Origin of the sequence: Streptomyces sp. NPDC079020, from assembly GCF_044542225.1 — a bacterium.
GTDB lineage: Bacteria > Actinomycetota > Actinomycetes > Streptomycetales > Streptomycetaceae > Streptomyces.
This window is the reverse complement of record NZ_JBITUB010000008.1, coordinates 264,599-289,961: the sequence shown is the minus strand read 5'-3', so window position 1 is coordinate 289,961 and position 25,363 is coordinate 264,599. Positions and strand designations below refer to the sequence as shown.

The 25,363-nt window shown below is 73.0% G+C and carries 21 protein-coding genes and 2 tRNA genes; 7 read left to right on the top strand and 16 right to left on the bottom strand.

Annotation, left to right across the window (positions count from 1 at the left end; translation table 11 throughout):
* Nucleotides 1-6: 6 nt before the first annotated feature.
* The 3 genes from ACIGJO_RS19300 to ACIGJO_RS19290 all read left to right on the top strand — a co-directional run bounded on the left by ACIGJO_RS19300 (nt 7) and on the right by ACIGJO_RS19290 (nt 4,225).
* Entirely contained in the window at nt 7-1,779 is a 1,773-nt protein-coding gene (locus ACIGJO_RS19300; RefSeq protein WP_399959474.1) for an SPFH domain-containing protein, read from the top strand.
* A gap of 167 nt (nt 1,780-1,946) precedes the next feature.
* Nucleotides 1,947-2,537 (top strand): lytic polysaccharide monooxygenase, encoded by a 591-nt coding sequence (locus tag ACIGJO_RS19295; RefSeq protein WP_399959472.1) that lies wholly within the window; start codon nt 1,947-1,949, stop codon nt 2,535-2,537.
* 26 nt (nt 2,538-2,563) lie between these two features.
* Nucleotides 2,564-4,225, top strand: coding sequence for an AMP-binding protein (locus tag ACIGJO_RS19290; protein ID WP_399959470.1), 1,662 nt, complete (start codon nt 2,564-2,566; stop codon nt 4,223-4,225).
* Nucleotides 4,226-4,252: 27 nt separating this feature from the next.
* Here ACIGJO_RS19290 and ACIGJO_RS19285 read toward each other — a convergent pair.
* The 7 genes from ACIGJO_RS19285 to ACIGJO_RS19255 form a co-directional block, all read right to left on the bottom strand.
* Nucleotides 4,253-4,326, bottom strand: a tRNA-Lys gene (locus ACIGJO_RS19285).
* A 154-nt stretch (nt 4,327-4,480) separates the two neighbouring features.
* Entirely contained in the window at nt 4,481-5,239 is a 759-nt protein-coding gene (locus tag ACIGJO_RS19280; protein ID WP_399959467.1) for an IclR family transcriptional regulator, read from the bottom strand.
* A gap of 167 nt (nt 5,240-5,406) precedes the next feature.
* Entirely contained in the window at nt 5,407-6,273 is an 867-nt protein-coding gene (ehuA, locus tag ACIGJO_RS19275; protein ID WP_399959465.1) for an ectoine/hydroxyectoine ABC transporter ATP-binding protein EhuA, read from the bottom strand.
* Nucleotides 6,263-6,907, bottom strand: a complete 645-nt coding sequence (ehuD, locus tag ACIGJO_RS19270) for an ectoine/hydroxyectoine ABC transporter permease subunit EhuD (protein ID WP_399959463.1) — start codon at nt 6,905-6,907, stop codon at nt 6,263-6,265. The genes ehuA and ehuD overlap by 11 nt, the downstream gene beginning before the upstream one ends.
* A complete protein-coding gene (gene ehuC / locus ACIGJO_RS19265) occupies nt 6,904-7,635 on the bottom strand; it encodes an ectoine/hydroxyectoine ABC transporter permease subunit EhuC (protein ID WP_399959461.1) in 732 nt (243 codons plus the stop codon). Before ehuC ends, ehuD begins: the two co-directional genes overlap by 4 nt.
* Before the next feature lie 18 nt (nt 7,636-7,653).
* Nucleotides 7,654-8,556 carry an ectoine/hydroxyectoine ABC transporter substrate-binding protein EhuB gene (gene ehuB, locus ACIGJO_RS19260; protein ID WP_399959459.1) on the bottom strand — a complete coding sequence of 301 codons (903 nt, stop codon included), beginning with the start codon at nt 8,554-8,556 and terminating at the stop codon, nt 7,654-7,656.
* A gap of 184 nt (nt 8,557-8,740) precedes the next feature.
* Entirely contained in the window at nt 8,741-9,829 is a 1,089-nt protein-coding gene (locus ACIGJO_RS19255) for a D-2-hydroxyacid dehydrogenase (protein ID WP_399959457.1), read from the bottom strand.
* Between the two features lie 221 nt (nt 9,830-10,050).
* Here ACIGJO_RS19255 and ACIGJO_RS19250 point away from each other — a divergent pair, with 221 nt between their 5' ends.
* Nucleotides 10,051-10,815 carry a decarboxylase gene (locus ACIGJO_RS19250; protein WP_399959455.1) on the top strand — a complete coding sequence of 255 codons (765 nt, stop codon included), beginning with the start codon at nt 10,051-10,053 and terminating at the stop codon, nt 10,813-10,815.
* An 84-nt stretch (nt 10,816-10,899) separates the two neighbouring features.
* Nucleotides 10,900-11,994, top strand: coding sequence for an LLM class flavin-dependent oxidoreductase (locus tag ACIGJO_RS19245; RefSeq protein WP_399959452.1), 1,095 nt, complete (start codon nt 10,900-10,902; stop codon nt 11,992-11,994).
* 229 nt (nt 11,995-12,223) lie between these two features.
* On the opposite strand, the gene ACIGJO_RS19240 is transcribed toward ACIGJO_RS19245, so the two are convergent.
* Nucleotides 12,224-14,119 (bottom strand): putative bifunctional diguanylate cyclase/phosphodiesterase, encoded by a 1,896-nt coding sequence (locus ACIGJO_RS19240; protein ID WP_399959450.1) that lies wholly within the window; start codon nt 14,117-14,119, stop codon nt 12,224-12,226.
* Nucleotides 14,120-14,528: 409 nt separating this feature from the next.
* Between ACIGJO_RS19240 and ACIGJO_RS19235 the strand changes: the two genes are divergently transcribed.
* Nucleotides 14,529-15,770, top strand: a complete 1,242-nt coding sequence (locus ACIGJO_RS19235; RefSeq protein ID WP_399959448.1) for a M6 family metalloprotease domain-containing protein — start codon at nt 14,529-14,531, stop codon at nt 15,768-15,770.
* Nucleotides 15,771-15,813: 43 nt separating this feature from the next.
* Here ACIGJO_RS19235 and ACIGJO_RS19230 read toward each other — a convergent pair.
* The 7 genes from ACIGJO_RS19230 to ACIGJO_RS19200 form a co-directional block, all read right to left on the bottom strand.
* Nucleotides 15,814-15,887: transfer RNA gene (locus tag ACIGJO_RS19230), tRNA-Lys, on the bottom strand.
* Nucleotides 15,878-16,597: a bifunctional DNA primase/polymerase gene (locus tag ACIGJO_RS19225; protein ID WP_399959446.1), complete on the bottom strand. Its 720-nt coding sequence runs from the start codon at nt 16,595-16,597 to the stop codon at nt 15,878-15,880. Before ACIGJO_RS19225 ends, ACIGJO_RS19230 begins: the two co-directional genes overlap by 10 nt.
* A 222-nt stretch (nt 16,598-16,819) precedes the next feature.
* Nucleotides 16,820-17,161: a hypothetical protein gene (locus ACIGJO_RS19220; RefSeq protein ID WP_399959444.1), complete on the bottom strand. Its 342-nt coding sequence runs from the start codon at nt 17,159-17,161 to the stop codon at nt 16,820-16,822.
* 142 nt (nt 17,162-17,303) lie between these two features.
* Entirely contained in the window at nt 17,304-18,638 is a 1,335-nt protein-coding gene (locus ACIGJO_RS19215) for an AAA domain-containing protein (RefSeq protein WP_399959442.1), read from the bottom strand.
* Entirely contained in the window at nt 18,635-20,308 is a 1,674-nt protein-coding gene (locus ACIGJO_RS19210; RefSeq protein WP_399959441.1) for a hypothetical protein, read from the bottom strand. Before ACIGJO_RS19210 ends, ACIGJO_RS19215 begins: the two co-directional genes overlap by 4 nt.
* A complete protein-coding gene (locus tag ACIGJO_RS19205) occupies nt 20,299-21,324 on the bottom strand; it encodes a hypothetical protein (protein ID WP_399959746.1) in 1,026 nt (341 codons plus the stop codon). Before ACIGJO_RS19205 ends, ACIGJO_RS19210 begins: the two co-directional genes overlap by 10 nt.
* A gap of 106 nt (nt 21,325-21,430) precedes the next feature.
* A complete protein-coding gene (locus tag ACIGJO_RS19200) occupies nt 21,431-22,417 on the bottom strand; it encodes a phosphatase PAP2 family protein (RefSeq protein ID WP_399959744.1) in 987 nt (328 codons plus the stop codon).
* A 327-nt stretch (nt 22,418-22,744) separates the two neighbouring features.
* Here ACIGJO_RS19200 and ACIGJO_RS19195 point away from each other — a divergent pair, with 327 nt between their 5' ends.
* Complete coding sequence (locus ACIGJO_RS19195) at nt 22,745-23,341, top strand: histidine phosphatase family protein (RefSeq protein ID WP_399959439.1); 597 nt, start codon at nt 22,745-22,747, stop codon at nt 23,339-23,341.
* Nucleotides 23,342-23,540: 199 nt separating this feature from the next.
* On the opposite strand, the gene ACIGJO_RS19190 is transcribed toward ACIGJO_RS19195, so the two are convergent.
* Nucleotides 23,541-25,010, bottom strand: a complete 1,470-nt coding sequence (locus ACIGJO_RS19190) for a tetratricopeptide repeat protein (RefSeq protein ID WP_399959437.1) — start codon at nt 25,008-25,010, stop codon at nt 23,541-23,543.
* Nucleotides 25,011-25,363 lie beyond the last annotated feature (353 nt).

Below are 25,363 nucleotides of genomic sequence, written 5' to 3'. Positions count from 1 at the left end.
GCGGGAATGCGACCTACGGCGGCGGACAGCTCCGGACCCCCGGAGGACGGAAAGGAACGGGAACCGGTGAACGCGGAAGAGAACCGACACTCCGGGCAGCCGGACCGGACGGAACGGCACCGTCCCGAGGCCGGGACCGTCCCGGCCGAGGAGTCCACGTCCGTGGAGTTCCCGGGCGGGAAGTCCCCCGACGGGGCCGGGAACGGAAAGGGGGCAGGGAACGGCGACGGGGCCGGGAACCGGACGGGGAACGGCGTCGGGAAGGGGGACGGCGCCGGGAACGCGGGCAGGGCCGGGAAGGGGGACGGGTCCGGCGGCGGCACCGGGTCCGGCGGCGGCACCGGGGACGGGAGCGTGGATCTCGTCCTGGACCTCGCCCCCGGGCAGGCCGTCGTCTCCACGCTCGGCGCCGCGTCGGCCACGGTCTCCGTACCGGTGCGGGGCGCTGACGGTCCGTCCGCGTTCGGCGACGGGGCGCCGGAGGCCGCGGTCACCTCCGTGACCCTGCCCATCACGGCCGGGGCCGGGCAGGGGGCCGCGGCCGAAACGCGCCGGCAGACCGGCCGGCGGCACTCCGTCATCGCCAACGAGACCACCGCCTCCATCCCCGTCCACCTGCTCTTCCGCGACGACCGGGAACACGCCGACGCCACCGCGTTCCCCGCGGCGGTGCCCGGAAGGCAGTCCCCCGGAGACCAGCCCCCCGGAGACCAGCCCCCCGGAGACCAGCCCCCCGGGGACCGGGCGTCCGGGGGGCGGCGGCCCCCCGTGCCGCGCTCGTCCCGTTCCCAGCCCCCGCCGCGCCACCCGGCTCCGCGGCAGGAACCCGCGCGGACCCGGGGGGTGCGGGCACCCACCCGGCCCGCCCCGGTCGGGGACCCCCGCCTCGCGGAGCGCCCCGGTCCGGTGCTGCCGGGCTGGGTGGCGCTGCTGACCGGCGCCCTCGGGCTCGGCGCGGGCCTCGTCGCCCTGTGGTGGGTGGGGGCGCTGCCCGCCGCCGCGCTCGCCCGGCTCGGCATCGGCTCCCGTCCGTACGACGGCATCGGCATCGGCGTCTGGGCCGTGTTCGCCCTGCTGGTGACCGTGGTGCTCTTCGCGCTCGGCGGCCTCGGCCGGGGCCGGGTCGGCTACGCCTGGGTGCTGACCCTCTTCGGCGACTACCGGGGGAGCGTCCGGCGCACCGGCCTGCTCTGGGTCTCCCCGCTGCTGCTGCGCCGCCGTGTCGACGTACGGCTGCGGCACTGGCGCAGCGAGCCGCTGCCCGCCGTGGACGCGGACGGTACGGCGCTGCGCGTGGTCGTCCTGGTCGTCTGGCGGATCAAGGACACCGTGCGGGCCACCCTCGGGGTCGCGAACCACGAGGAGTATCTGCGCGAGCAGGTCGAGTCCGCCATGGCCCGGGTGCTCTCGCAGCTGCCCGCCGACGCCTTCCACGAGGACGCCCCGACCCTGCGCGACGCGGAGGCCGTGGGGGACGCGCTGACCCTGATGCTCAAGGCGGACTGCGAGCCCGTGGGCGTCGAGGTGTACTCGGCGCAGCCGACCGGGATCGAGTACGCCCCCGATGTCGCGGCGGCGATGCAGCGCCGCCGGGTCGCCGCGATCGACGCCAAGCACCGCGACAGCGTGCTGACTTCGGTCGTGGACGCGGTCGACGACACCGTCAACCGGCTGACCTCGCGGGGCATCGTGGAGCTCGACGACTACGAACGGAAGGCGCTGGTCAAGGATCTGACGGTGGCTTTCTACACAGGGCGCGGAGGTGGGGACGGGTCCTGAGGAAGGCGGGACGCAGCCGGAACGGCGATTCGGAATCCGACTCCCATTGGTCTGGACATGTTCACGTCGCGTCAATAATCTAGACCTTGGTCTAGACCGCACGACACGCGCGCACCGGTCGAGCAGTGCTCATGGAACATCCCCCACGTTCTTGAGGAGCGACAGCAATGCGGAAAAGGGCAAGCGCGGCCGTGGTCGGCCTGGCGATTGCGGGTGCTTCGGTGCTCGCGACGAGCAGCGCCAGCAGCCATGGCTACACGGATTCCCCCATCAGCCGTCAGAAGCTCTGTGCCAACGGCACGGTGACCGGCTGCGGCAGCATCCAGTGGGAGCCGCAGAGTGTCGAGGGGCCGAAGGGCTTCCCGGCGGCGGGTCCGGCCGACGGCAAGATCTGCGCCAGCGGCAACAGCGGATTCGCCCAGCTGGACGACCCGCGCGGCGGCAACTGGCCCGCCACCCAGGTCACCGGCGGACAGGGTTACAGCTTCCGCTGGCAGTTCACCGCCCGTCACTCGACGAGCGACTTCCGGTACTACATCACCAAGGACGGCTGGGACTCGACGAAGCCCCTCACCCGGGCCGCCCTGGAATCACAGCCGTTCATGACCGTGCCGTACGGGAACAAGCAGCCTCCGGCGACGCTGACCCACCAGGGCACGATCCCCACCCAGAAGAACGGCAAGCACATCATCCTGGCCGTCTGGAACGTCGCGGACACCCCGAACGCGTTCTACGCCTGCTCGGACGTTAAGTTCTGACGGATTGTCAGTTACTGTGCGGGGCCATGAGGAGTACCGGCACCGTCGCGGAGCTCGTACAGCGCCAATGGGGCGACCACCGGCCGGGGCTGAAGCACGAAGCCGCCGTGCTCAGTCATCACCAGGTCGCCTCCGGCGCCGCCGCGCGGGCCGCACTCCTGGTGGATCTGCTGCCGGCGGGCAGCGAACCGCATATCGGGGTGCTGCTCGACAACACTCCTGAATTCCCCCTGTGGTTGAGCGCGGCGGCCCTGGCCGGGGCCGCCGTCGCCGGGATCAACCCCACCCGGCGCGGGCCCGAACTGGCCCGCGACATCCTGCACACCGACGCCCGCGTACTGATCACCGAGACCGCGCACCTGCCGCTGCTCGACGGTCTCGTACTGCCGGGCGTACGGGTGCTGGTCACCGACACCGACGCCTACGCGGAACTGCTCGCCCCCTACGCCGGGGCGCGTCCGGGTGAGGCGGTCCTCGCGTCCGTGCACACCGGCAGCCGGATGCTTCTGTACTTCACCTCCGGGTCGACCGGGGCGCCCAAGGCGGCGATCTGCACCCAGGGACGGCTGGCCGGGGCCGGACGGTCGCTGGCGGCCCACTTCGGCGTGCGGCCCGACGACGTGCACTACATCTGCATGCCCATGTTCCACGGCAACGCGGTGCTGGCCGACTGGGCCCCCGCGCTGGCGGGCGGCGCCGCCGTCGCCCTGCGCCGCCGCTTCTCGGCCTCCGGCTTCCTCGACGACGTGCGCGCGTACGGGGCCACCTACTTCACCTACGTCGGCCGCGCCGTGCAGTATCTGCTGGCCACCCCGGAGCGCCCCGAGGACCGGGACCACTCGCTGCGGCTCGGCTTCGGCACCGAGGCGGGAGCCACGGACACCGCCCGCTTCCGGGAGCGGTTCGGGGTGCCGCTCGTCGAGGGGTACGGCTCCTCCGAGGGTGGCGCGGCCATCCAGCGCGGTCCCGGCACCCCGGCGGGCGCGGTCGGCCGGGCGGCGCCCGGCGACGATCTCGCCGTCGTCGACCCCGCCACCGGCGAGGAGCGGGAGGCCGCGGTGTTCGACGGGCACGGGCGGCTGCTGAACGGGTCCGCAGCCATCGGGGAGCTGGTCAACCGGGGCACCACCCCCTTCGAGGGCTACTGGCGCAACCCGGAGGCGGACGCCGAGCGGGCGCGCGGCGGCTGGTACTGGACCGGGGACCTCTTCTACCGGGACGCCGGGGGCTTCCTCTACTTCGCGGGCCGCACCGACGACCGGCTCCGGGTCGACAGCGAGAACCTCGCCGCCGCGATGATCGAGAACATCCTGGCCCGCTGGGAGGACGCGGCGGCGGTGGCGGTCTACGCGGTGCCGGACCCGGTGACCGGTGACCAGGTGATGGCGGCCCTCGCCCTCCGCCCCGGAGCGGCGTTCGACCCGGCCGCCTTCGCCGCCTTCCTGGGCGCCCAGCCGGACCTGGGGACGAAGATGGCGCCCCGGTACATACGGATCGTCGGGCGGATGCCGGTCACGGCGACGAACAAGGTCCACCGCGTGGAGCTGCGCCGCGAGGGGCTGAGCTGTGCGGACCCGGTGTGGTGGGACGCCGCCCGCAGCGGCGCGTACACCCTGCTGGACACGGCGGCGGACATCCCGCCCGGGAGCGGCCCCGGCCATGGAAAACACCTTGGGTGCCCTCCGTGATACGGAGGGCACCCAAGGTGGTGTCTGTGCGCCGTCAGGGACTCGAACCCCGGACCCGCTGATTAAGAGTCAGCTGCTCTAACCAACTGAGCTAACGGCGCCTGCTGACTCGAAAATAATACCTGGTCTCCGGGGGTGCTGATGACACCCGCCCGCAGCCACCGGCCGGCACCGCCCGCAGCCACCGGCCGGCACCGCCCGCAGCCACCGGCCGGCACCGCCCGCAGCCACCGGCCGGCACCGCCCGGCCCGGGGCTACAGCGCCATCGACAGCAGCACCGGAGCGGCCCGCCGGTTCAGTGTCTGTGCCGCGGACCGCAGCCGGTGCATGTCCTCCACCGGCAGGGACAGCGCCAGGCAGCCCGCCGAGGAACCGGCCGTCAGCGGCACCGCCGCACAGACCGTGCCCACCGCGTACTCCTGGAGGTCCAGCACCGGGACCGTCGCCGGCTGGGCGTCCAGCTTGGAGAAGAGGATCTTCTCGTTGGTGATCGTCCGCGAGGTGAGCCGGGGCGTCCTGTGCCGGGAGATGTGGTCGCGGCGGCCGTTCTGGTCGAGCTGGGCCAGCAGGCACTTGCCGACCGCGCTGGCGTGCGCCGCGGAGCGGAAGTCCACCCATTCGTTCACGGCGGGCGTCAGGGGGCCATCGGCCACCTGTGTGACCTGGATCTCCCCGTCGACGTATCTGCTCAGGTAGACCGCCGCGCCGACCGAGTCGCGCAGCTGCGTCAGGCTCTGCTGGAGCCTGGTCTCCAGCGCCTGGCGGCGGGCCGCCCCGGAGCCGAGCAGCAGCAGTGCGGCACCGACGACATAGGCGCCGTCGGTGATCTGCTCGACGTACCCCTCGCGGCGCAGCGTCAGGAGCAGTGAGGCGAGGCGGCCGGGCGGCAGTCCCGTCTCGCGGGAGATCTGGGCGTCGGTCACACCGTCGCCGTGTCGGGAGACCGTCTCGAGCACGCGAAGGGCGTGCACCACCGCGTGGAACGGAGCGGTCGGCTCGGGTTTCAGCACCACGGTTTCCCCCTACCAGGTTGTGACCGCAAGCTTTTGTCCCACGATAGTGGCCAGGACGAGCCTGACGGGCGGCTGTCGAAGAGTTCCCGGACGCGCCCCGGCGCCGTCAGCCGGGGCGCATCCGTGAGGCATGTGCCAAGGTCATTGGCGTGGCCTCAAGGGCGAGGTCACAGCACCGCGTTGAGAAACTCGCGCGTACGTTCGTGCTCCGGATCGGTAAAGATTTTTTCCGGGGTGCCGGCCTCCACCACCCGGCCCGCGTCGAACATCAGTACCTTCTTCGAGACATCACGGGCGAAGTTCATCTCGTGGGTCACACAGAGCATCGTGATGTCGGTGTTCCTGGCGATGTCGCCGAGCAGGTCCAGTACCCCCGCCACCAGTTCCGGGTCGAGCGCCGAGGTCACCTCGTCGAGCAGCAGGATCTCCGGCTCCATCGCCAGCGCCCGCGCGATGGCCACCCGCTGCTGCTGGCCGCCGGAGAGCTGGGAGGGGTGCGCGTCGACCTTGCCGGAGAGCCCGACCAGGTCGAGCAGCTCACGGGCGCGGGCCTCCGCCTCGTCGCGGTCCTTGCCGAGCACGCTGATGGGGGCCTCGGTGATGTTCTGGAGCACCTTCATGTTCGGGAAGAGGTTGAACTGCTGGAAGACCATCCCGATCTTCTTCCGGGACTCGCGCAGCTGCTTCTCACCGGCCGGTTTCAGCGATCCGCCGGGGGTGCGGACGTGCGACAGCGGGGAGCCGTTCACCCAGATCACCCCGTCGCTGACCTTCTCCAGCGTCATCAGCAGCCGCAGGATCGTGGTCTTGCCGGAGCCGCTGGGGCCGATCAGGGTGACGTGCTCGCCGCGCCGCACGGTGAAGTCCAGGTGGTCCAGGACCACGTGGTCGCCGTACCGCTTCACGACACCGTCGAAGCGGACCAGCGGAGGGGCGGTGTCCGGGATCACCGGGGCCGCGCCGTCCGCCGCGGTGGCCGTGCTGTCGGGGGCCGTGGCCGCGGTCTTCTGCAGGGGGAGGGGTTCAGTGGCCAAGGCGCTTCTCCAGCTTTCTCATCAACAGCGACGTGGGGTAGCTCGCGACCAGGAAGATCAGGCCGGCGAGCGTGAACGCCTCGGTGTAGTACCCGAAGTTCTCGGCCCCGTACTGCCGGGCCTCGAAGACCATCTCGTGCACCGTGATCACGGCGAGGAACGGGGTCTCCTTGAACATCGAGATCGCGTAGTTCCCGAGGGCGGGCAGCACATTGCGCACCGCCTGCGGCAGGATCACGGCCTGCCAGGTCCGCCGGGGTGTCAGCGACAGCGCGCGGCAGGCCTCCCACTGGCCCTTCGGTACGCCGTCGATCCCGGCCCGGTACACCTCGGAGGTGTACGCGGCGTAGTGGATGCCCAGCACCACGATGCCGATGGTCAGCGGCTCCACCGAGGTGAACAGGGCCGCCGCGCCGACCAGCTGGACGAGCAGCGGGGTGGAGCGGACGAACTCCATGACGACCCGCACCGGGACCGTCACGAACCTGCTCGGCGCCCGTCCGGCCACCGCGACGGCCAGCCCCAGGACCGCCGCCACGAGGGTGCCGAGCACGGTCGCGAGCAGGGTGACCTCGAACCCTTCGAGGAGCAGGGGCAGGACCTCCCCGGCGGCGTTCCAGTCGAAGCCGTTCACCGGGTACCTCCGACGGTGGTGGTGGCCGCGCTGCGGCTCCTGAACAGGCTGCCCGCGCCGGTCGCCAGGCCGAGCCGCCGCTTGGCGGTCCGCTCCAGCAGGTTCATCAGCAGGGTCAGCGCGTAGGCCAGCACGAAGTAGACGGCCAGCAGCGTCAGATACGCGGTGAGGGTCTCACCCGTACGGTCGCGCAGCTGCTGGATGACGGTCATCAGGTCGGCCGCGGAGATCAGCCACAGCAGGGGGGTGCACTTCAGCAGCTGGATCAGCAGATTGGTGAAGGACGGGATCATCTGCACCCAGGCCTGCGGCAGGATCACCTTCCGCATGCGCCGGGCGGGGCTGAGGTTGAGCGCGAGCGCCGCCTCGTACTGCCCGCGCGGTACGGAGTTGACGGCGCCGCGCACGATCTCGGCGCCGTACGCCCCGTAGTTGAGGCCGAAGGCGACGACTCCGCAGAGCAGTGGCGTCAGTTCGTAGCCGGTCAGCGGCGGCATCGCGTAGTAGAGCCAGAACAGCTGGATGTAGAGCGAGGTGCCGCGGAAGAACTCCACGACGACCCGGGAGACCCCGCGTACCAGGAGGAGACGGCTGCCCGCCATCAGACCCAGCAGGAACGACAGGGCGAGCGCCAGCAGGGCGCCCAGGGCGGTGGCCTGGAGGGTCACCCACAGGCCGGCGCGGACCTGGGGGAACTCGTCGACGAGAGTGGAGAAGAAGTCACTCATGCGTATGGGACCGCCCCGTCAGCCCTTGCACAGATCTGCGGTTCTCAGCGTGGCCGGCGGGATCTCGGCCGCCCCGAACCCGTACTCCGTCAGCAGGCTCACATAGCGGGACCGGTCCGAGACGATCTTCTTCAGCTCGCGGTTGAAGGCGTCCCGCAGCTCCTCGTTGCCCTGGCGGAACACCGCGCCGCCCGGCGAGAACTGCTGCTTGCCGTTCAGCTCCGGGACGAAGGCCTCGGTGACCTCGGTGGTGGGGTTGGTCTTCGCCAGCCAGCGCAGCGAGATGCCGGTCAGCAGGAAGGCGTCGATCCGGCCGCCCTTGACCGCGTCCGCGCCGTCCTGCGGCTTCTGGAACGTCTTGATCCTGCCCTCGGGGATGCCCGCGCCCTTGGCGTACGAGCCCTCGACCGCGCCCGACATCACTCCGATGGTGATTCCGGCGGCCTTCGCGGAGGCCAGGTCGGTGATCTTCTCCGGGTTGCCCTTCTTGACCATCAGCGCGGTCGGCGAGATGAACTCCGGTTCGGAGAAGATGGCGTTGGCACACCGCTCGGGGGTGATCGCCATGCCCGCGCTGACCACGTCGTACTTCCCGGCCTGGAGTCCAGGTATCAGGCCGTCCCACTCGGAGAGGGTGGGCTTCAGCTCGTCGACGCCCAGCGCCTTGAAGACCTCCCGGTGCAGGGTGGGTGCCTCGCCCTTGAGCTCCTTGCCCTCCAGATAGCCGTAGGGGGCCTCGTTGGCGTACGCGACCCGTACGAAGCCCTGCTTGCGGAGCTTGTCGAGTGCGCCCTCGCCGCTCGCGGCACCGGCATCGGTCTTGCTGCACGCGGCCAGCAGACCGGGAACGACGAGCGCTCCGCCCACGGCCGCCGTTCTGTTGAGGAAACCGCGACGGGAAAGATTCGGGAAGTCGGCCATGGTTCGCAATCTCCTGGAGGGATCGAACGGTCCGGACAGGGTGAACGCCTGCCCGATCCCGTACGTCTATGCAGGAAGCGGGCCGCATGTAACCGAAAAGTGGCCGGAGGGTGACCTTCCCGTGCCCCGATGGGGGTGGAGTGCCACAGGAGGTGTGCGGTGCGTGTCCCTCTGGAGGCGGGGTTCATGACCGTCCGTCATGCCGGGAGGCGGGCGGATCCAGGGGCGGGTCCGCCGGCAACTCCGGTGGCGGGCCCGAGGACAGGTCCGTGGACGTGTCTGTGGGCCCGCCCGTCGGCAACTCCGTCGGCAACTCCGTCGGCAGGTCCGTGGAAGGGACGTAGCCGAGCCGCTTGTCCACGACGTTCGGCAACGGCTCCCCGGCCGCCCACAGTTCGTACATCCGCACGAACTGCTCGCCCAGCCGGTCCCGCCAGCCCGCCGTGTCCCCGCTCAGATGCGGCGACAGGAGCAGCCCCGGCACGTCCCACAGCTCGCTGTCCGGCCCCGGCTCCTCGTCCTGGAACACATTCAGCGCCGCTCCGGCGATCCACCGTCTGCGCAGCGCGTCCACCAGCTCGCTCCGCACGACCAACGGGCCGCGCCCCACGTTGATGAAGTGCGCCGAGGGCTGCATCAGCCCGAAGAAGCGCGCGTCGAACATCCCGCGCGTCGTCCCGGTCAGGGGCGCCGCGCAGATCACCCAGTCGGCACGGGCGGCCAGCCGGTCCAGATCCCCGACGCCGTGGATGGTGCGCCGCGCGGTACGGGCCACCAGCGCGACCTGGACGCCGAGACCGTGCAGCAGCCTGGTGATCTCCCGCCCGATCGGCCCGGCGCCGACGACCACCGCCCGCGACCCGGTGGTCAGCTGCCCCTCCCGCCGGTGCCGGAGCCGCCGGCGCTGGTGCTCCAGCGTGCCGGGGAGGTCCTTGGCGAAGGCGAGCACCAGGGCCGCCGCGTACTCGGCGACCGGCCGCTCGAAGACGCCCCGCGCGTTGGTGACCAGGGTGCCGGACGCGGTCAGTTCCGGGCAGAGCAGCCGGTCCACGCCCGCGCTCGCCGTATGCACCCAGCCGGGCCGCGGCCCCGCGCCGGGCCAGGCCGTACGGACCGCGTCGGAGGCGGCGTCCCAGACCAGCAGGACATCCGCGAGGGGGAGCCGTTCGGCCAGGTTCTCCTCGTTCGCGTACCGCACCACGACCCGGCCGGTCAGCCTGCCCAGGCGCGGCGACGGATCGGAGTCGAGAACGAGAAGGACGGGTCCTGGCATCGCTGAGTCACCCCTTCGCGACATCGGGGATGCACGGATCGGCCACGCTCGCCACCCAACCTACCGCCGTCCGCGGCGCCCGGCAGGTGCCGAGAAGGATGCGCCCGCTGGGGGAATACTGGGAAGTGGCCGGGGCAGCAGTGGGACACGCCGCTCGGGCGACCGCTCGCCCCGCCTCCGGCGCCGGACACGAAGGACCGGACGAAAAAGGAAGGGTGGACATGACGACCGTTGGACTTCTCTACCCGGGCCACTCCGCCGAGGACGACTTCCCGCGGATCGAGATCATGCTCGACAGCGACATCAGACTCCCGCTGTTCCCCACCGAGACCGGCGAGGACGCCCGGCGCGTCGAGGAACTGCGCGAGCTGGGCGCCCCCGACCGGCTCACCGCCGGGGTGGAGGAGCTGCGGCTGGCGGGCGCCGAAGCGCTCGTCTGGGCCTGCACCGGCGGAAGCTTCGTGTACGGCTGGGACGGCGCCCACGAACAGATCGCCACCCTCGCCCGTGCCGCGGGCATGCCGGCGTCCAGCACCTCCTTCGCCTTCGTCCACGCGGTACGGGAGCTGGGCGCCCGGCGGGTCGCGGTGGCCGCGACCTACCCGGAGGAGATCGCCGGGCTCTTCGCCGGTTTCCTGAAGGCCGGGGAGATCGAGGTGGTCGCCACCCGGGGCAGCGGCATCATCACGGCGCGGGAGGCCGGCGCCTGGGATGTGGAGCTGCTGAAGGAACTGGCGGTCGGCGGGGACCATCCGGACGCGGAGGCGGTGCTGCTCCCGGACACGGCCCTGCACACCGCCGCGTACATCCCCGAGCTGGAGGAACTGCTCGGCAAGCCGGTCCTCACGGCGAACCAGGTGACGGTCTGGGAAGGGCTGCGGCTGGCGGACCGCCGGGCCTGGTCACCGAAGCTCGGCACGCTCTTCGCCACCCGCGTACCGCCGCCCGGGAACTGGGACACCCGGGGGATCGAGGTCCGGGAGTAGCGGGCAGGCTCCCGGGAATAAGCGGAGCCATCCTCCTGTTTCCTTCTTCCGATACGCGACAGCACCACCGGGAGAGGCCGACACGTGGACGAGATCCGAGGCGACGAGATTCGCGGCACCGCAGGCGGAACGGCTTCCGTGCCCCTGTCCGTGCTCGACCTGGTGACCGTGGGGCAGGGCCGCACCGCGACCCAGGCGCTGCGCACCAGCGTGGACATCGCCCAGTTGACCGAACGCCGCGGCTTCCACCGCTTCTGGGTCGCCGAGCACCACTCCATGCCCGGGGTCGCCTCGTCCTCCCCGGCCGTAATCCTGGCGCACCTCGCCGCCCGCACCGAGCGCATCCGGCTCGGCTCCGGCGGGGTGATGCTGCCCAACCACGCCCCGCTGGTCATCGCCGAACAGTTCGGCACGCTGGAGGCCATGGCCCCCGGCCGCATCGACCTGGGCCTGGGCCGTGCCCCCGGCACGGACGGCGCGACCGCCGCCGCGCTGCGCCGCACCGACCGGCCGGGCGAGGGTGCCGATGACTTCCCGCAGCAGCTCGCCGAGCTGATCCGGTTCCTGGACGACGACTTCCCCGACGGCCACCCGTACGCCCGGATCCACGCCGTGCCCGGCCCGGTGCAGGCGACCGCGCCCGGCGGCGTGCAGTCCCCGGCCCGGCCGCCCGTCTGGCTGCTGGGCTCCTCCGGCTTCAGCGCCCGCCTGGCCGGTGTCCTCGGCCTGCCGTTCGCCTTCGCCCACCACTTCTCGGCCCAGAACACCGTTCCGGCCCTGGACCTCTACCGCGAGTCCTTCAAGCCCTCCGCGGCGCTCGACGCCCCGTACGCCCTGATCGGTGTCTCGGCCATGGCCGCCGACGAGGAGCGCGAGGCCCGCCGCCAGGTGCTCACCGGCGCCCTGTCGATGGTCCGCCTGCGCACCGGCCGCCCGGGGCTGGTCCCGAGCCCCGAGGAGGCGGAGGCGTACGCCTTCAGCCCCATGGAGCGGGAGTTCGTCGACGGCTGGCTCGCCAATGTCATCCACGGCACCGCGGACGAGGTCCGCGCGGGCCTCGACGCCCTGGCCGAGCGCACCGGCGCGGACGAGCTGATGATCACGGCCAACGCCCATGGCGGTGAGGCCCGGCTGCGCAGCTACGACCTGATCGCGGACGCGTACGGACTGCCTTCCTGACCCGGCCGCCCGCGTGGGCCCGGTGAGCCCCGGACGGCTTTCGCCCGGCCTGCCGGGCCTGCCGGGCCTGCCGGGCCTGCCGGGCTCACCGGGCTCACCGGGCTCGCGGAGCCCACGGGGCCCGGCGGCCACACAGGTCCCACTGGCCACATGAGTCCCGTCGACCGCACGGGTCCCAAGGGGCTCGCGGGTCTCACCCGCCACACGGATCCCACCGGGCATACGGGTCTCACGGCACCGGTCGGGTGCGGATCAGCCCGGCGATCCGCTCCGGCGACACCGCCCGTGAGTACAGCCACCCCTGCCCCGTGTCGCAGCCGATCCTCCGCAGCCGTTCCGCCTGCCCCGCCGTCTCCACGCACTCCGCGGTGACCGTCAGCCCCAGCCGGTGCGCCAGTTGCACCATCGCCTCGACGATCGTCTCGTCGGCGGGGCTGGGGTGGGCGCCGTCGTCGTAACGGAAGCCCCGGACGAAGGAGCCGTCCAGCTTCAGTACGGAGACGGGCAGCCGGCTCAGATAGGCCAGGTTCGAGTAGCCGGTGCCGAAGTCGTCGATGGCGATCCGCACGCCCATGTCGCTGAGCTCCTGGAGCGCCCGCAGCGGGCGGCCGGCCGAACCCATCACCGCGGACTCGGTCAGCTCCAGCTGCAGCAGGCCCGGCTCCAGCCCGGTGTCCTCCAGGATCTCCGCCACGTCGGCGACCAGATCGGAGTCCCAGACCTGCCGCACGGCCACATTGACGCTGATGAACAGCGGCGGCTGTTCCGGGTGGTCCAGCTGCCAGCGCCGCGCCTGCCGGCACGCGGTGCGCAGCACCCACCGGCCCAGCTGGACGATCGAGCCGTCCTCCTCGGCGATCGCGATGAACCGGTTCGGCGCCAGCACCCCGAACTGCGGGTGGTGCCAGCGCACCAGGGCCTCCACCCCGTGCACGATGCCGTCGGTCATGCCGACCAGCGGCTGGTACTCCAGCGTGAACTCACCGCGCTCCACGGCGGGCCGGAGCGTCGAGGTGAGCGCCTGACGGGTCATGCGGTGGGCGTTGCGCTCGGGGTCGAAGAGGGTCCAGCGCGCCTTGCCGTCCGCCTTCGCCCAGTACAGCGTGGTGTCGGCGGCCTGCATCAGACCGGTGGGCGAGGTTCCCGCCACGGCCCGTTCCACCACGCCGATCGACGCGGAGACCGAGAGCCGCTGCCCGGCCAGGTCGAAGGGCCGCTGGATCGCGGTGAGGAGCGTACGGGCCAGCTCGGTGAGCTGCTCCGTGCCCGCGGAGTCCTCGACCAGGATCGCGAACTCGTCACCGCCCAGACGGGCCACCAGATGGCTGCCGCCGCGGTGCTGGGACCCGCTCCCGGCGCAGTCGGTCAGCCGCCCGGCGACGGCCGCGAGCAGCCGGTCGCCGATGCGGTGCCCCAGGGTGTCGTTGACCGCCTTGAACCCGTCCAGGTCCAGATAGCAGAGTCCGATACGGCCGTGCCGGGGCAGCATCGAGTCGTCCTGGTACGGCGGGGTCTCCAGCGCCGCCGAGAGCCGCTCGAAGAACAGCGTCCGGTTCGGCAGCCGGGTCACCGGATCGTGTACCTGGAGGTGGCGCAGCCGCGTCTGGAGCTCGTGCCGGTCGCTGATGTCCGCCACCGAGAGCAGCACCCGGCCGGGCGCGGGGCCCGCGCCCGCGGTGTCCGCGGCGGGGACGGCGTCGGCGTCGGCTTCGGCTTCGGTGGTGCCGGTCATCGGTACGACGGTGATCTCGGCCCACAGGGAGTGCCCGTCGGGATGCTTGAGCCGGCGGGTGCAGCGGAACCGGGAGCGCCGGCCGCGCAGCACCTCGCGGTACGCGTGCCAGGCGCGGCCGTCCGACGCGAAGTCGACCAGGTCGGACGCGGACCGTGCGGCGAGGGCGGCGGGGTCGGTGCCCAGCAGCCCGCCGAGCGAGTCGTTGGCGCGGACGATCAGGCCCTGCGCGTCGACGACGGCCATGGGGAGGGTGGTGACCCGGAAGGCGGCCCGGTAGTCGCGCAGCTCGGAGGCTGTGGGTCCCGCCGCGTGACGTTCCGTGACCGGGGAGGGGGCGGAGCCGGAGATTCCGCCTGCCGGGGGCCTCGGCCCTTCGGAGGTACCGCTCACCGCTCGCTCCCGCTGTGAAGATTGTCGTGAACAGGTGGGGTCGGACAGGCCGCCGGGTGGAGCGCCTGGGTGGGGGCGGGAACCACGCGGGAAAACGTGGTGAAGCATAGAGGGTGGCGTGGTGGCCGTTCCAGCCCGTCCAGCGTGGCGAGCCCGGTGGATGTGCCGCCCTGCGCCGTCCGGCACCGCCCCGGTTTGCCCGCTGCTGATTGTTTCTGTGCGGATCTGTCGATTCGAGGGGAACCCGGTGGGTGGTCGTGACTGTCCGTGAAGGTCGGCGGAGGGGTCGGTGGCGGGATCGGCGGAAGGGGTGGCGTCTGACCCGTGTGGGGCAGTCCAGCAGGGCGTGACGCCGCTAACCGGCACAGGGTGGTTGAGGTGTTCCGCGTTTCGCCACCCGGAGGTAGATGTGCCGCGTCAGCACGGAGCCGGGGGAGTGGAAAGGCCGAGTCTGCGCGGTGTCGCGGCCGCTCTGACCTCCCTCGCGGCGCTTGCCGCCATGTCCCTCGTCGCGGGCCCCGCCGTGGCCGCCACGGGTGACGCGGGTCCGTGCGCCCTGCCCCGTACCGCCGCGCACCACTCGCTGGGACTGGACAACTGGAACGGCTCCTACCCCCGCCCCGACCGCACGCTCGACGCGGTCATGATCTTCCTCTCGTTCCCCGGCTCCGAGCCGGCCCTCGCCCCGGAGGTGCTGAGTGCCGACTACTTCCCCGCGACCACCCGCTTCTTCCAGCGCGCCAGCTACGGAAAGTTCACCCTGCGCCCGCACCCGCGGCAGCGCTGGACGCGGATGCCGCACCCGGCCGGCTGGTACGGCATAGAGCGCGACTGGGACTCGGGGCGGCGCACCGCCTATCTGCGCGACGCGATCGAAGCGGCCGACAGCGAGGTCGACTTCTCCACGTACGACATCGTCTATCTCGTCGCCGACCCGGACGCTCCCGGTGTCGACTCCGACGCCACCAAGGTCGTCAACTTCGACCGGCCGCTGCGCGCCGACGGGACGGACATCAGGCGCGTCGTCACCGTCTTCGAGCAGCATCCGCCGGACCGCAACGTTCTCGCACACGAGACCGGGCATGTCTTCGACCTGGCCGACCTCTATCACCGGCCCACGGACGGCAAGGGTGACTGGGACACGTACGTCGGTGACTGGGACGTCATGGGGAGCCAGTTCGGACTGGCACCGGACCTGTTCGGCTGGCACAAGTGGAAGCTCGGCTGGCTCGACGGCCGCCAGGTGGTCTGCGTCCAGGGGGAGGCCGATCTCACCCTGGAGCCGGTTTCCACCACCCCCGTCCCCGGCGGGTCCCTCGGGACCCGGCTCGCCGTCGTCAGGACGGGCGAGAGCAGCGCGCTGGCCATCGAGGCCCGCAGCGCCACCGGCAACGACCGGACGACCTGCTCGGAGGGGGTCCTGATCTACCGGATCCGCAACGGGACGCCGTCCGGCGGCGGTCCCGTCGAGGTGATCGACACCCACCCGGACACCCAGTCCTGCTGGGACCGGTCGGTCTACCCGCCGCTCGCCGACGCCCCGCTCGGGGTCGGCGAAACGTTCACCGTGCCCGGCGAGCGGACCAGGATCGAGGTCGCCGACCGCACCCCGTCGGGTTCCTGGACGGTCCGGATCGCCACCGGTGCCTGAAACGAAGAAGCCCCCCGCTCGCGCGAGGGGCTTCTTCTGTCTGTGCGCCGTCAGGGACTCGAACCCCGGACCCGCTGATTAAGAGTCAGCTGCTCTAACCAACTGAGCTAACGGCGCCTGCTGACGTCGTAGACATTAGCATCCGGATCGGCCGGAGGAAAAATCGGATTACCGGTGGCCGCGAGCGGTGCCGACCTCCCCACCCGTACGCATGCCCAGAGCATCACGTCGGGGCCGGGGAGCCATGGATTACGGGTGTCCGGGGCGACCACCCAGCGGGGGCCGGAACTGCTGGGAGCGCAGGTCAGGGGCGGGACCGTCACCGCGTCGCCGGTGCCGTGACAGAGCAGCGGGGGCATGGCCCGCTCCTGCGCGTGCTCCTGTCCCGGGCCCCCTTCCGGGTGCCGTTCCGAGCCCTCGGCGGCGGCGCCGCCCCACTCCTCCCAGGCCAGCAGCGAGGGCAGCCGCTGGGCGGTGCCGGGGGCCGCGAACAGCAGCATCCGGCCGCGGTGCGTGGCGACCGGGCCCGAGCCCGGACCCTCCGCCCAGAGCCGCTCCAGCATCCGGCGACCGAAGAGGGCCGGCACATTCACCACGTCGAACGCGGAGCCGCACGGCAGCACGCCGGGCGCACCGGGACGGGCCTCCCACTGCGACAGCGTGCTGCGCGGATAGGACGTGGCCCCGGCCAGCCACGCCGCACCGGCCGCGGTGATCTGAGCGGTCTGATGGGCGGCGTGGTCCCGCAGCAGGGCGAAGATGTCGACGCCGTGGTGCTCGGCGGCACCGGCCTGCCGGGTCGTTTCGTCTTGCAGCCATGCGCTCATGGAGACAGGTCTACCGGGAGTGACCGGATCGATTCCGAGAGTTGCGAAAACCGGGACAGCGCGGAAGCCGAAGGGGTATCTTGCCCGACGGCATATGCCAGGGGTCATACGCGGAGTGACCGCGGGATCCCTGGGGCCAGGGATGCGCGGGGGCCGGCGCCGGGGTGCGCGAGCGGCCGGGGCGTGGGATTCGTCGGTGCCGGGCCCGGGACCGGCGGGCGGTCAGGACCTCGGATTGCTGAGCAGGGACCGGCCGAACTCGATCATCTTCTTGGCGTAGTCCTCGGTCCACTGCGCGCGTTCCGCGACATCCGCCGTCGTGAGCCGGTCGAACCGGCGCGGGTCGGCCAGCTGCGCCGCCGCCATCGCCTGGAACTCGACCGCCCGGTCGGTCGCCGCCCGGAACGCGTGCGTCAGCTCCGTCGCGCGGGCCAGCAGGTCCTTCGGGTCCTCCATCGACTCCAGGTCGAAGAAGTGCTCGGGATCGGCGACCGCCTCCGACGGCTCGAAGAGCAGCGGTGCGGGACGCAGCCTCCGGCGCTCGTTCCGCTCGGGCTGTGCCATGTGGTGTTCCTCCTTCGGGCGGCCGGACGGCCACCCTCCATTGTCCAACCCCGCGCAAGAGTGCTTCCCGCCCCGCGCTCCGGGCCCTGAGGGTCGGACCTCCCTCAGGGCTGTCACCGGACGTCGGCGCCGCCGGCGGATCTCACGGCCGCCACCGGACCCGGTGCTCCGCCAGATGTGCCAGCACCGCGTGATTGGCCTCCCAGCCGTCCGGGAACTTCACCGTGACCCCCAGCTGCACCGGCTCCGTCGACGGGTGCTCGTCCAGCAGGTCCGCCACCCCCTCGCGGCACACCACGACACAGGCGTGCCGGTGGCGCGAGGCCAGGACACAGAGGCGGCCCGTCTCCAGATGGAAGGCGGTCGCGTCCGGGCGCCCGGACAGCGGATGCAGGACCACCGTCACATCGAACTCACGGCCCTGGAGCCGGTTCGCCGTGTCCACCGCCACGCCCGTGACACCCAGCTCCGCGAGCGCCGCCCGGACCGCCGCCGCCTGATCGCGGTGCGCCGTGCCGACCGCGACCCGGTCCGCCGTCACCGGCACGGGGTCCGCGGACCGCTCGCTCGTCGCGACGCCACCCCGGTCCAGCATCCGGCGCACCACCAGGGCCACCGCCCGTACCGCCTCCGGGTCGGTGCGCGGGGTGTGCCGGGCCGGAAGCTCCAGCAGCCCCCAGCCCGACCCCGCGGCCTCGTCCAGGACCCGGTCCGGACCCGATCCGTCCGACGCGACACCGAAGGAGAGCCGCCGGTCCCCGTGGCCCGTACCGCTGCGGAACGGGGTGTACGGGTAGAACGCGTCGGAGACCAGCGGCGCGGCCGACGCCGGAAGCCGCCACGACACCGGCAGCCGGTGCTGCGGCAGCTGCGGATTGTGGGCCAGCAGGGTGGAGACCGCGCTCGCCGACGGGTCGTAGCTCAGCCCCGCCCACTGGTCCGCGCCGACGATCGAGAACGGGTCCAACTGGCCGGGGTCGCCGACGAACAGCGCCCGCTCGAAGAGCCCGGCGACGGCCAGCAGCGCGTCCGAACGCATCTGGTACGCCTCGTCGACGATCGCGTGGCCCCACGGCTCCACGTTCTTCACATGGGCCCACTTGGCGGCCGTCGAGATGACGATGTCGAGCCCGGCCAGATCCGCCGCCTTCGCCGACTTCCGTACGTTGGCCAGGCCGTCCAGCACCTTGTCGTACGGATCGGAGTCGCTGCTGTGCAACCGGCCCACCGGCAGCTCCGGGTCCTTCTCCGCGAGGCGCACCACCAGGTCGTCGACCTGTGCGTTGGTCTGCGCGATCACCATCAACGGGTGGCCCGCTGCGGCCAGTTCGAGCGCGGCGCGGACCACCAGGGTCGACTTCCCGGCGCCCGGCGGCGAGTCCACGACGATCCCGCGCGAGGTGCCGCGCAGGGTGTCGCCGAGGATCGCGTCGGTCGCCCGTGCCGCCTCGGCACCCGGGTCGAACACGGCCTTCACAGCAGGTCCTCCGAGGTCACGGGGTCGGGGTTCTCCGGGTGTCCGGCCATCGCGCCCGGCGGGCCGCCGTGGGTCCACGGGGTCTCCTCCGGGTCCGGCAGCGCCGGGCCGCCGCGCTGATCGTGCTCGAACAGGGTCCAGGCGATCCGGTCGCCGGGCTCCGGCACCGAACCGGGGGCCGGCTCCTTGCCGCGCCCCATCCGGTCCAGGACGCGCAGCACCAGCAGGATCTCGCCCGCCCCGTCCGCCGCCCCGTCCGCGCCGTCGCCCGTAGCGCCGGTGTCCGCCGCGCCGTCGTCCGCCGGGTCCCCGGCGGCGTACCACGCGAACTCCGCGGTCTGCGGCTTCCCGTCCAGCGAGCGGTACACCTTGGTGCGCTCGCCCAGATGCGGGCGCTCGGTCGTACGGACCGTGACCAGCGGGCGCGGCGAGGGGCGCTTCGACTCGGTGTACGTCATCTCCACCTCCGTCACCTCCGCGAGGAACGCCTCACCGGAGAGCCGGCGTCCGGCGAGCACCAGCGGATCGTCCAGCGCCTCCTGCGCGTCCAGCTGCGCCTGGGCCGTCTCCCGCGAGGCCAGCTTCCGCGCCGCCGTCACCGCGTCGTCCCGGCGCGGCTGCGGCGGTTCACCGGAGCGCACCCGGTCCCGGTGGCCGGTGAACGACCAGCGGTCCCGGGTCCACCGCTCCTCGGCCCTCGCCCCCTCCGGCAGCGCGCGCAGCAGATCGAGCCCCCGCCACACGGCGTCCCAGGTGGGCAGCAGCACCCCGGCCAGCAGCGAACGGATCTCCCGCTCGGCATCGCTCAGACCGGCCAGCCGGGCATCCGCCGCGAGCCCGTCCTCGGCCGCCGCCAGCTCGGTGCGCGCCCGGTCGTACCGCTCGATCGCGGGCGCCAGCAGCCGGTTGTCGAACGCCGGGTCGGTGGCCGGCCCGGCGGGCGGGCAGAGCAACTGGCCGCCCGGGTCCCGCGCCAGCTCCGCACGGAGCGCCGCAGCCGCCCCCGACCCGCCCTCGGGCGGGTCGATCCAGGCGAGCAGCGCCCCCAGATGCTGGTCCTCCAGACTGCTCTGCCCGGTCGCCCAGTGCCGGTTCAGCAGGTCCGTGGTGGCGAGCAGCAGCGAGGAGCCCGGCACCCGGGCCCGCTCCCCGTAGTGCGTCAGCCAGCGGCCGAGCAGGGGCACCCGTACGGGCGCCGGGTAGGGGGTGTCGGGGTCGTCCTCGGCGGTCCGCCGGAACCGCATCGAACGCCCCAGCAGCCGGACGAACTCGATGCCCGCCCGGCTCGGCACGATCAACTGGGCCGCGTCCGCGCACAGTTCGACCTCGACCTTGACCTTCTTGCCGGTCCCGGGATCGGCCTCGCTGCGCTCGGCGGGCTCGACGACGTCCTCGTACCCCTCGATGTGCGGCAGGACGGTCTCGGCCAGCTCCGCGAGGAACGCGAACCGCAGATCGCGGTCGCGCGGCTGGGCGACCGCGAGCAGCCGGGGCGCCTCGCGGTCCGTCCCGACCAGGGCCCCGAGCGGGGCGCCCGCCTCACCGGCCGTGGTCAGCGGCACCAGCACCAGCGGTGCGGCGGTCAGATGGCGGTGGCGGACGGTGGCCATCGGCTGCGCGCGGCCGCTCTCCACGGCCTCCAGCCGGGCCAGCGTATTGATCAGCGACATGCGGCCGTGCCCTCCAGCGCCTCCGCGTACGGAGCGGTGCTCCCCGGTGTCGCGGCCCGCGCCGCCGCCGTCTCCAGCGCCTCCGCGCGCAGCGCCGCCGCCCTGCGCAGGGCGGCGACCGTCGGATCGGACGGGTCGCCCTTCTCGCCCGCCGCGGCGGCCAGTACCTCGGCCACTGTCGTCAGCCCGCCGAGCTCACCCCGCACGCTGCGGCCCAGCGACTCCACCGCGCCCTCGGCCCGGGACCTGGACCGGCAGTGGAAGGCCAGCTCGCACGCCGCCAGGCACTCCGGTGCGTACGCGGCGCCGACCGATTCGACCGCCGCGTCCAGCTCCTGCGGTGAGCACTCCGGGTCGAACGTCGTCCCCTCGGGCAGGGCCGCCGCGATGTCCTCGATACGGGTCAGCCGGGTCAGCTGGCGGCGGGTGACGGCGCGCTGCTTGCGCACGTCCACGACGGAGGCTGTCGGCAGGTTGGAGAAGTCCTTCGGGCAGACCAGCAGCACCCGGTGCCCGACGTCGGCGCCTTCGGTCACCGCCGCGACCCGCTCCAGCGCCAGCACATAGACGGCGGACTGGCGGGCCGCCGCGCCGACCTTCGCCGCGTCGGCGGAGCTGTCGATCATGGGAAAGGACTTGATCTCGACGACCGTCCACCGGCCGCCGGGGTGCACCACCACCGCGTCCGGCTCCAGATAGGCGGGCGTTCCCGCCACCTCCAGGGCCAGCATCGGGTGGTCCAGCAGCGTCCAGGCGTCCGCCGCGGTCGCCTCCCGCAGGGCGAGCGCGGTGCGTGCGGCCCGGCCCTCGGGCCCGGCCGCCGTCAGATCGGGCACCCGCACCTCGCCCGGCGCCTCGCCGCCGTCCCCGAGCCGCTCGTGGAGCAGGCGCAGCAGCGCCGTACCGCCGTCGGCCTTGACCTTCGCCTCGAACGCGTTGCCCCGCATGAAGGCGAACTGGGACTGGCCGAAGGAGGCGGGGGAGCCGAGCGCGGCGGCGAGCACGGCCTTGTCCACCCCGGCGCCGTCGAGCAGGGCCCGGCGTTTGCAGCCGGGGTTCGCGGCGAGTGCGGCCAGCGCGCGGGCGTCGAGCGGGTGCGGGAGGACGGACGGGCCGCGCAGTTCAGCGAGCCGCTGCCGGAGCGTCGTCGCTCGCCGCTGTGCCGCTTCGTGCCGTGTCGCCTCGCTCCGTGCCGCCAAGCTCGGTGTCGCTTCGTGCCGCGTCGGTGGAATCTGCGGAGGAGGTCCGCTGGCCGGGGATTCGCTCACCCGCGGAAGTCTTGCATCCGGCACTGACAATCGGGGACTTCGTCGCGGAGACAGCGGCGGCGACGGGGGCCGGAGCCGCCCGGAACCGGTCCTTGATCCGGTCGGCCAGCCGCATCGCCGGCCTGGTCAGGAGCGCTCCGACGCCCATCACGGCGGCGCCCGCGACGGCGTCGAGGAAGTAGTGGTTGGCGGTGCCCATCACCACCAGAGTGGTGAACAGCGGATAGGCGATGCCCGCTGCCCGAACGAGGGGATGGCGGCCGTGGCGCCACAGGAGGATGCCGCACCACACGGACCAGCCCACGTGCAGACTCGGCATCGCCGCGTACTGGTTGGTCATTCCGCTGAGCCCGCGCGGCGCGCTGGCCCCGGTGCCCCACCAGCCGTACGCGCTGTACTGCGCCATCGTGTCGACGAAGCCGTGCCCGGCGTCCAGCAGCCGGGGCGGACAGGTCGGCATCAGCGTGAAGCCGATCATGCCGAGCAGGGTCGAGGTCATCAGCCAGGTCCTGGCCGCACGGTAGGCGGCCGACCTGCGCCGGAACATCCATATGAGGATGGCGGGGGTGACCAGGTAGTGCAGGGAGGCGTACGCGAAGTCGGCGGGTATCCCGAGCGACGGGGTGTCGGTCAGCAGCCGGTTGAGCGGATGCTCGGCGTTGATGTGGAGCGCCTTCTCCAGGCGGAGGATGGCCAGCCCGTGGTCGACCGCCGTCGACACATCGCCGCGGACCACGAGCCGGCCCGCCGAATAGAGTCCGTAGACCACGGCGATCAGTGGCAGTTCCGTCCACCAGCGGGGCCGGTGGCCGGGCACGTTCGCGGCGGTGGCGTGCGGCATCCGGTAGCTCTCCCCATGTTCATACGGCTGACGGCGGGCGTTCAACCGTACGGTGGTCACGAGCCGCCACTCCCCCCGGGGGGTCCCTTTCGGACGCCCCGTGCATATGCCGTTCCGGTCGCGGGCGGAGGGCGGAACGGCACTGCGGAGAGAGGGACGCGGATACGGCCCCGGAGGTTGCCCGACGGGCACGTGAGCGATGATGGAGCGGGACGAACAGGCCCCGCCCCCGACCGGGCCCGGAACCTCGTGGACGTCCCCCCGTCGCCGTCCTGGCCACCGCAGTCCGGGACCTGTTCAGCGTTTCACCTTCCAGGGAGAGCCGTCATGGCACCGCGAATCCTGCTCGCCCGGCACGGCCGGACCCAGTGGTCCGTCCAGGGCAATCACACCGGCAGGACCGACATTCCGCTCCTCGACACCGGCCGCGCGGGCGCGAAGCTGCTCGGGGAACGGCTGCACCGGGCGCCGTGGGCGGGACTGCCCGGGGTCGAGGTGCGGACCAGCCCGCTCGTCCGGGCCGCCGAGACCTGCGACATCGCCGGGTTCGGCGAGCGGGCCGAGCCGTGGGACGCGCTCATGGAGTGGGACTACGGGGCGTACGAAGGGCTGACCCCGGCGCAGATCCGGGCGGACCGTCCGGACTGGCTGATCTGGCGCGACGGTGTCCCGGAGGGCGAGACGACGGCGGAGGTCTCCGCCCGCGCCGACGAGATCGTGGGCTGGGCGCGCTCGGCGGACCGGGACGTCCTGGTCTTCGCCCACGGGCACATCCTGCGGGCGCTGGGGGCGCGCTGGCTGGGCGAGGACCTGTCCTTCGGCGCCCGGATCAGGCTGGATCCGACGTCGCTGTCGGTGCTGGGCTGGGCGTACGGGATGCCCGCCATGGAGCGCTGGAACGACACGGGACACCTGGAGCGGTAGCGGGGCCCGCGCCCGGGGGAGCTCCGGGCCGCCCTCGGGCCTCCGGCCGTCCCGCGGACCGTGGCTGTCCACAGACCGCAGGCTGCCCAACGGCCTCAGGCCACGTGCGGCCCGGCCCTTGGGCCTCAGGCCACGTGCGGCCCTCGGGTCATGGCCGCCCTCGGGCCGTGGCGTGGGGCGGGGCGCCGCCGTCTCCGGCTCAGGCGCGCGTTCCCCGTTCCGCGTGGCGGTCGAGGAACGCCGCCACCCCGGCCGCCCCGCCCCGGGGCTCCAGCACCCGTGCCGCCCCCGCCAGCATTCCCCGGATCCGGGAGGACTGGACCCGGTCCAGCAGGTCCAGGACCTGGTGCCCCGTCGCCGCCGCCTCGTCGGCCAGGCCTCCCCGTGCCAGGTCGCCCGTCAGCTGAGCCCGGTACAGTGCCAGGTTCCGGGTGAAGTGCGCGTCCTGGAGCGCCACCGCGCGCCGCCCGTGCCGGGCGGCCCGGGACCAGTCGCCCAGCGCCGACCAGCACTGTGCCTCCAGCAGTTCCAGCTCCGCGTCCCGGAAGAAGGACATCCACTCCGGATCGGCGGGGGCCGGTCCCCGCTCGAAGGCCGCGCGGGCCCGGCCGATCGCCCGGTCGCACCCCGTACGGTCGCCGAGTCCCGCCCGGCCCCCCGCCTCCCGCAGCGCGAGCAGCGCCAGCAGCCGGGGCGAGCCGAGCGCGCGGGCGGCCCGCTGCCCCGCCTCCGCGGCGCGGACCGCCTCCCTCGGCCGGCCCGTGTCCCGCGCCAGGAACGACGTGTTGCAGAACGCGTGCGCCTCCAGCGCCGAGTCGGCGGCCAGCCGGGCCGTGGCGAGCGCCTCCGCGTAGTGCGAGCGCGCGTCCTCGAAGCGGCCCGAGTCATGGGCCAGCCAGCCCACGGAGATGGCCAGCTCACCCGCGCCCGCGTGCAGCCGGTCCGCGGTGGCACGCCGGGCGGTGGTCCCGGCGTCCAGCAGCGCGTAGGCGGCCCGCAGCGGCTGCGCCGCACGCCGGTAGAGCCCGTCGCCGCCGTGCCGGTCGTCCAGCAGCCGGATCTGCCGCACCGCCTTCTCCACGGCGCTCACCTCGGCCTCGCCGACCCGTCGCTGTACGGGCAGGGAGACCGGGGCGGCGGCCGCGGCGCGGCCGGGCCGCAGGGACGCGGCTGCCACCGTGGTGGTGCCGCTCGTCATGAACACGCGACGCAGCACGTCGCTCTCCTCGTCGATGTCGCTGTGGAGCGTGGGGGGCGGGCAATGGGCCGGAGGCAGGGACAGGGGCGGGGCCAGGGGTGGAGAGGGGGGCGTGGGCGGCCGGGGCGCGGTCGGCCCCGGTGCCCGGCCGGCCGGGACCGCCGGGACCGCCGGGCGTTCAGGCGTCCCCGCCGTCTCCCGCGCCCCCCTCCCCCGTACGCTCTCCCGGTCCGAGAACCCCAGGTCGGCCAGGGACGCCCCCGGGAACATGTGCAGGAAGACCCGTTCGTACGCGTAGTTGGGGCAGCGGATCTCGCCGGACTCCACGCGGCCGATGTACCGGGCGTCGCACGCGACCTGTTCGCCGATCTCGCGGGCGGCCCTGCGCACGGCCGCCGCGAACTCTCCCGCCGAACGCGGGCCGCGCAGTCGCCGGAAGACAAGGTTGGGAACTGCCCGTGTCGACACCATGACGGGGCCCTTTCTGGTGCGGCCGGACTCCTGCTTCCGGTGTCCCGGCGAGGCACGAACGTACCGGCTGTGACGAGGTGCACACGCTGCGTTTCTCGGCAAAAGGGACAACTCACCTCCGATCCGCCATGAACTGCCACCCTTTGCGGCGGCGTGGCGCCGTAGCCCTTGACGGGGTCGGCGCGTTGGTACATGTGGAGACGGAGTGTGGCTCCGTCGGGCGATGAGAGGAGGGGTTCCCTTGCTGCATCCCGGCTCGGAGACCGGCTCACGGACGACCGCGACGACCCCGACAGACACGACCACGATCCCGGCAGGCCCTACGACGACGGCCCCGGCCGACACGACGGCCC

Bases quoted from the DNA above. Each gene is read 5' to 3' on its own strand.
- ACIGJO_RS19225 (WP_399959446.1), bottom strand. From the start codon at position 16,597: ATGAGCGCATGGCTGCAAGACGAAACGACCCGGCAGGCCGGTGCCGCC.
- ACIGJO_RS19220 (WP_399959444.1), bottom strand. From the start codon at position 17,161: ATGGCACAGCCCGAGCGGAACGAGCGCCGGAGGCTGCGTCCCGCACCG.
- ehuC (WP_399959461.1), bottom strand. From the start codon at position 7,635: ATGAGTGACTTCTTCTCCACTCTCGTCGACGAGTTCCCCCAGGTCCGC.
- ACIGJO_RS19195 (WP_399959439.1), top strand. From the start codon at position 22,745: ATGGCACCGCGAATCCTGCTCGCCCGGCACGGCCGGACCCAGTGGTCC.
- ACIGJO_RS19200 (WP_399959744.1), bottom strand. From the start codon at position 22,417: ATGCCGCACGCCACCGCCGCGAACGTGCCCGGCCACCGGCCCCGCTGG.
- ACIGJO_RS19295 (WP_399959472.1), top strand. From the start codon at position 1,947: ATGCGGAAAAGGGCAAGCGCGGCCGTGGTCGGCCTGGCGATTGCGGGT.
- ACIGJO_RS19255 (WP_399959457.1), bottom strand. From the start codon at position 9,829: ATGCCAGGACCCGTCCTTCTCGTTCTCGACTCCGATCCGTCGCCGCGC.
- ACIGJO_RS19190 (WP_399959437.1), bottom strand. From the start codon at position 25,010: ATGGTGTCGACACGGGCAGTTCCCAACCTTGTCTTCCGGCGACTGCGC.
- ACIGJO_RS19250 (WP_399959455.1), top strand. From the start codon at position 10,051: ATGACGACCGTTGGACTTCTCTACCCGGGCCACTCCGCCGAGGACGAC.
- ACIGJO_RS19290 (WP_399959470.1), top strand. From the start codon at position 2,564: ATGAGGAGTACCGGCACCGTCGCGGAGCTCGTACAGCGCCAATGGGGC.
- ACIGJO_RS19210 (WP_399959441.1), bottom strand. From the start codon at position 20,308: ATGTCGCTGATCAATACGCTGGCCCGGCTGGAGGCCGTGGAGAGCGGC.
- ehuB (WP_399959459.1), bottom strand. From the start codon at position 8,556: ATGGCCGACTTCCCGAATCTTTCCCGTCGCGGTTTCCTCAACAGAACG.
- ACIGJO_RS19300 (WP_399959474.1), top strand. From the start codon at position 7: ATGCGACCTACGGCGGCGGACAGCTCCGGACCCCCGGAGGACGGAAAG.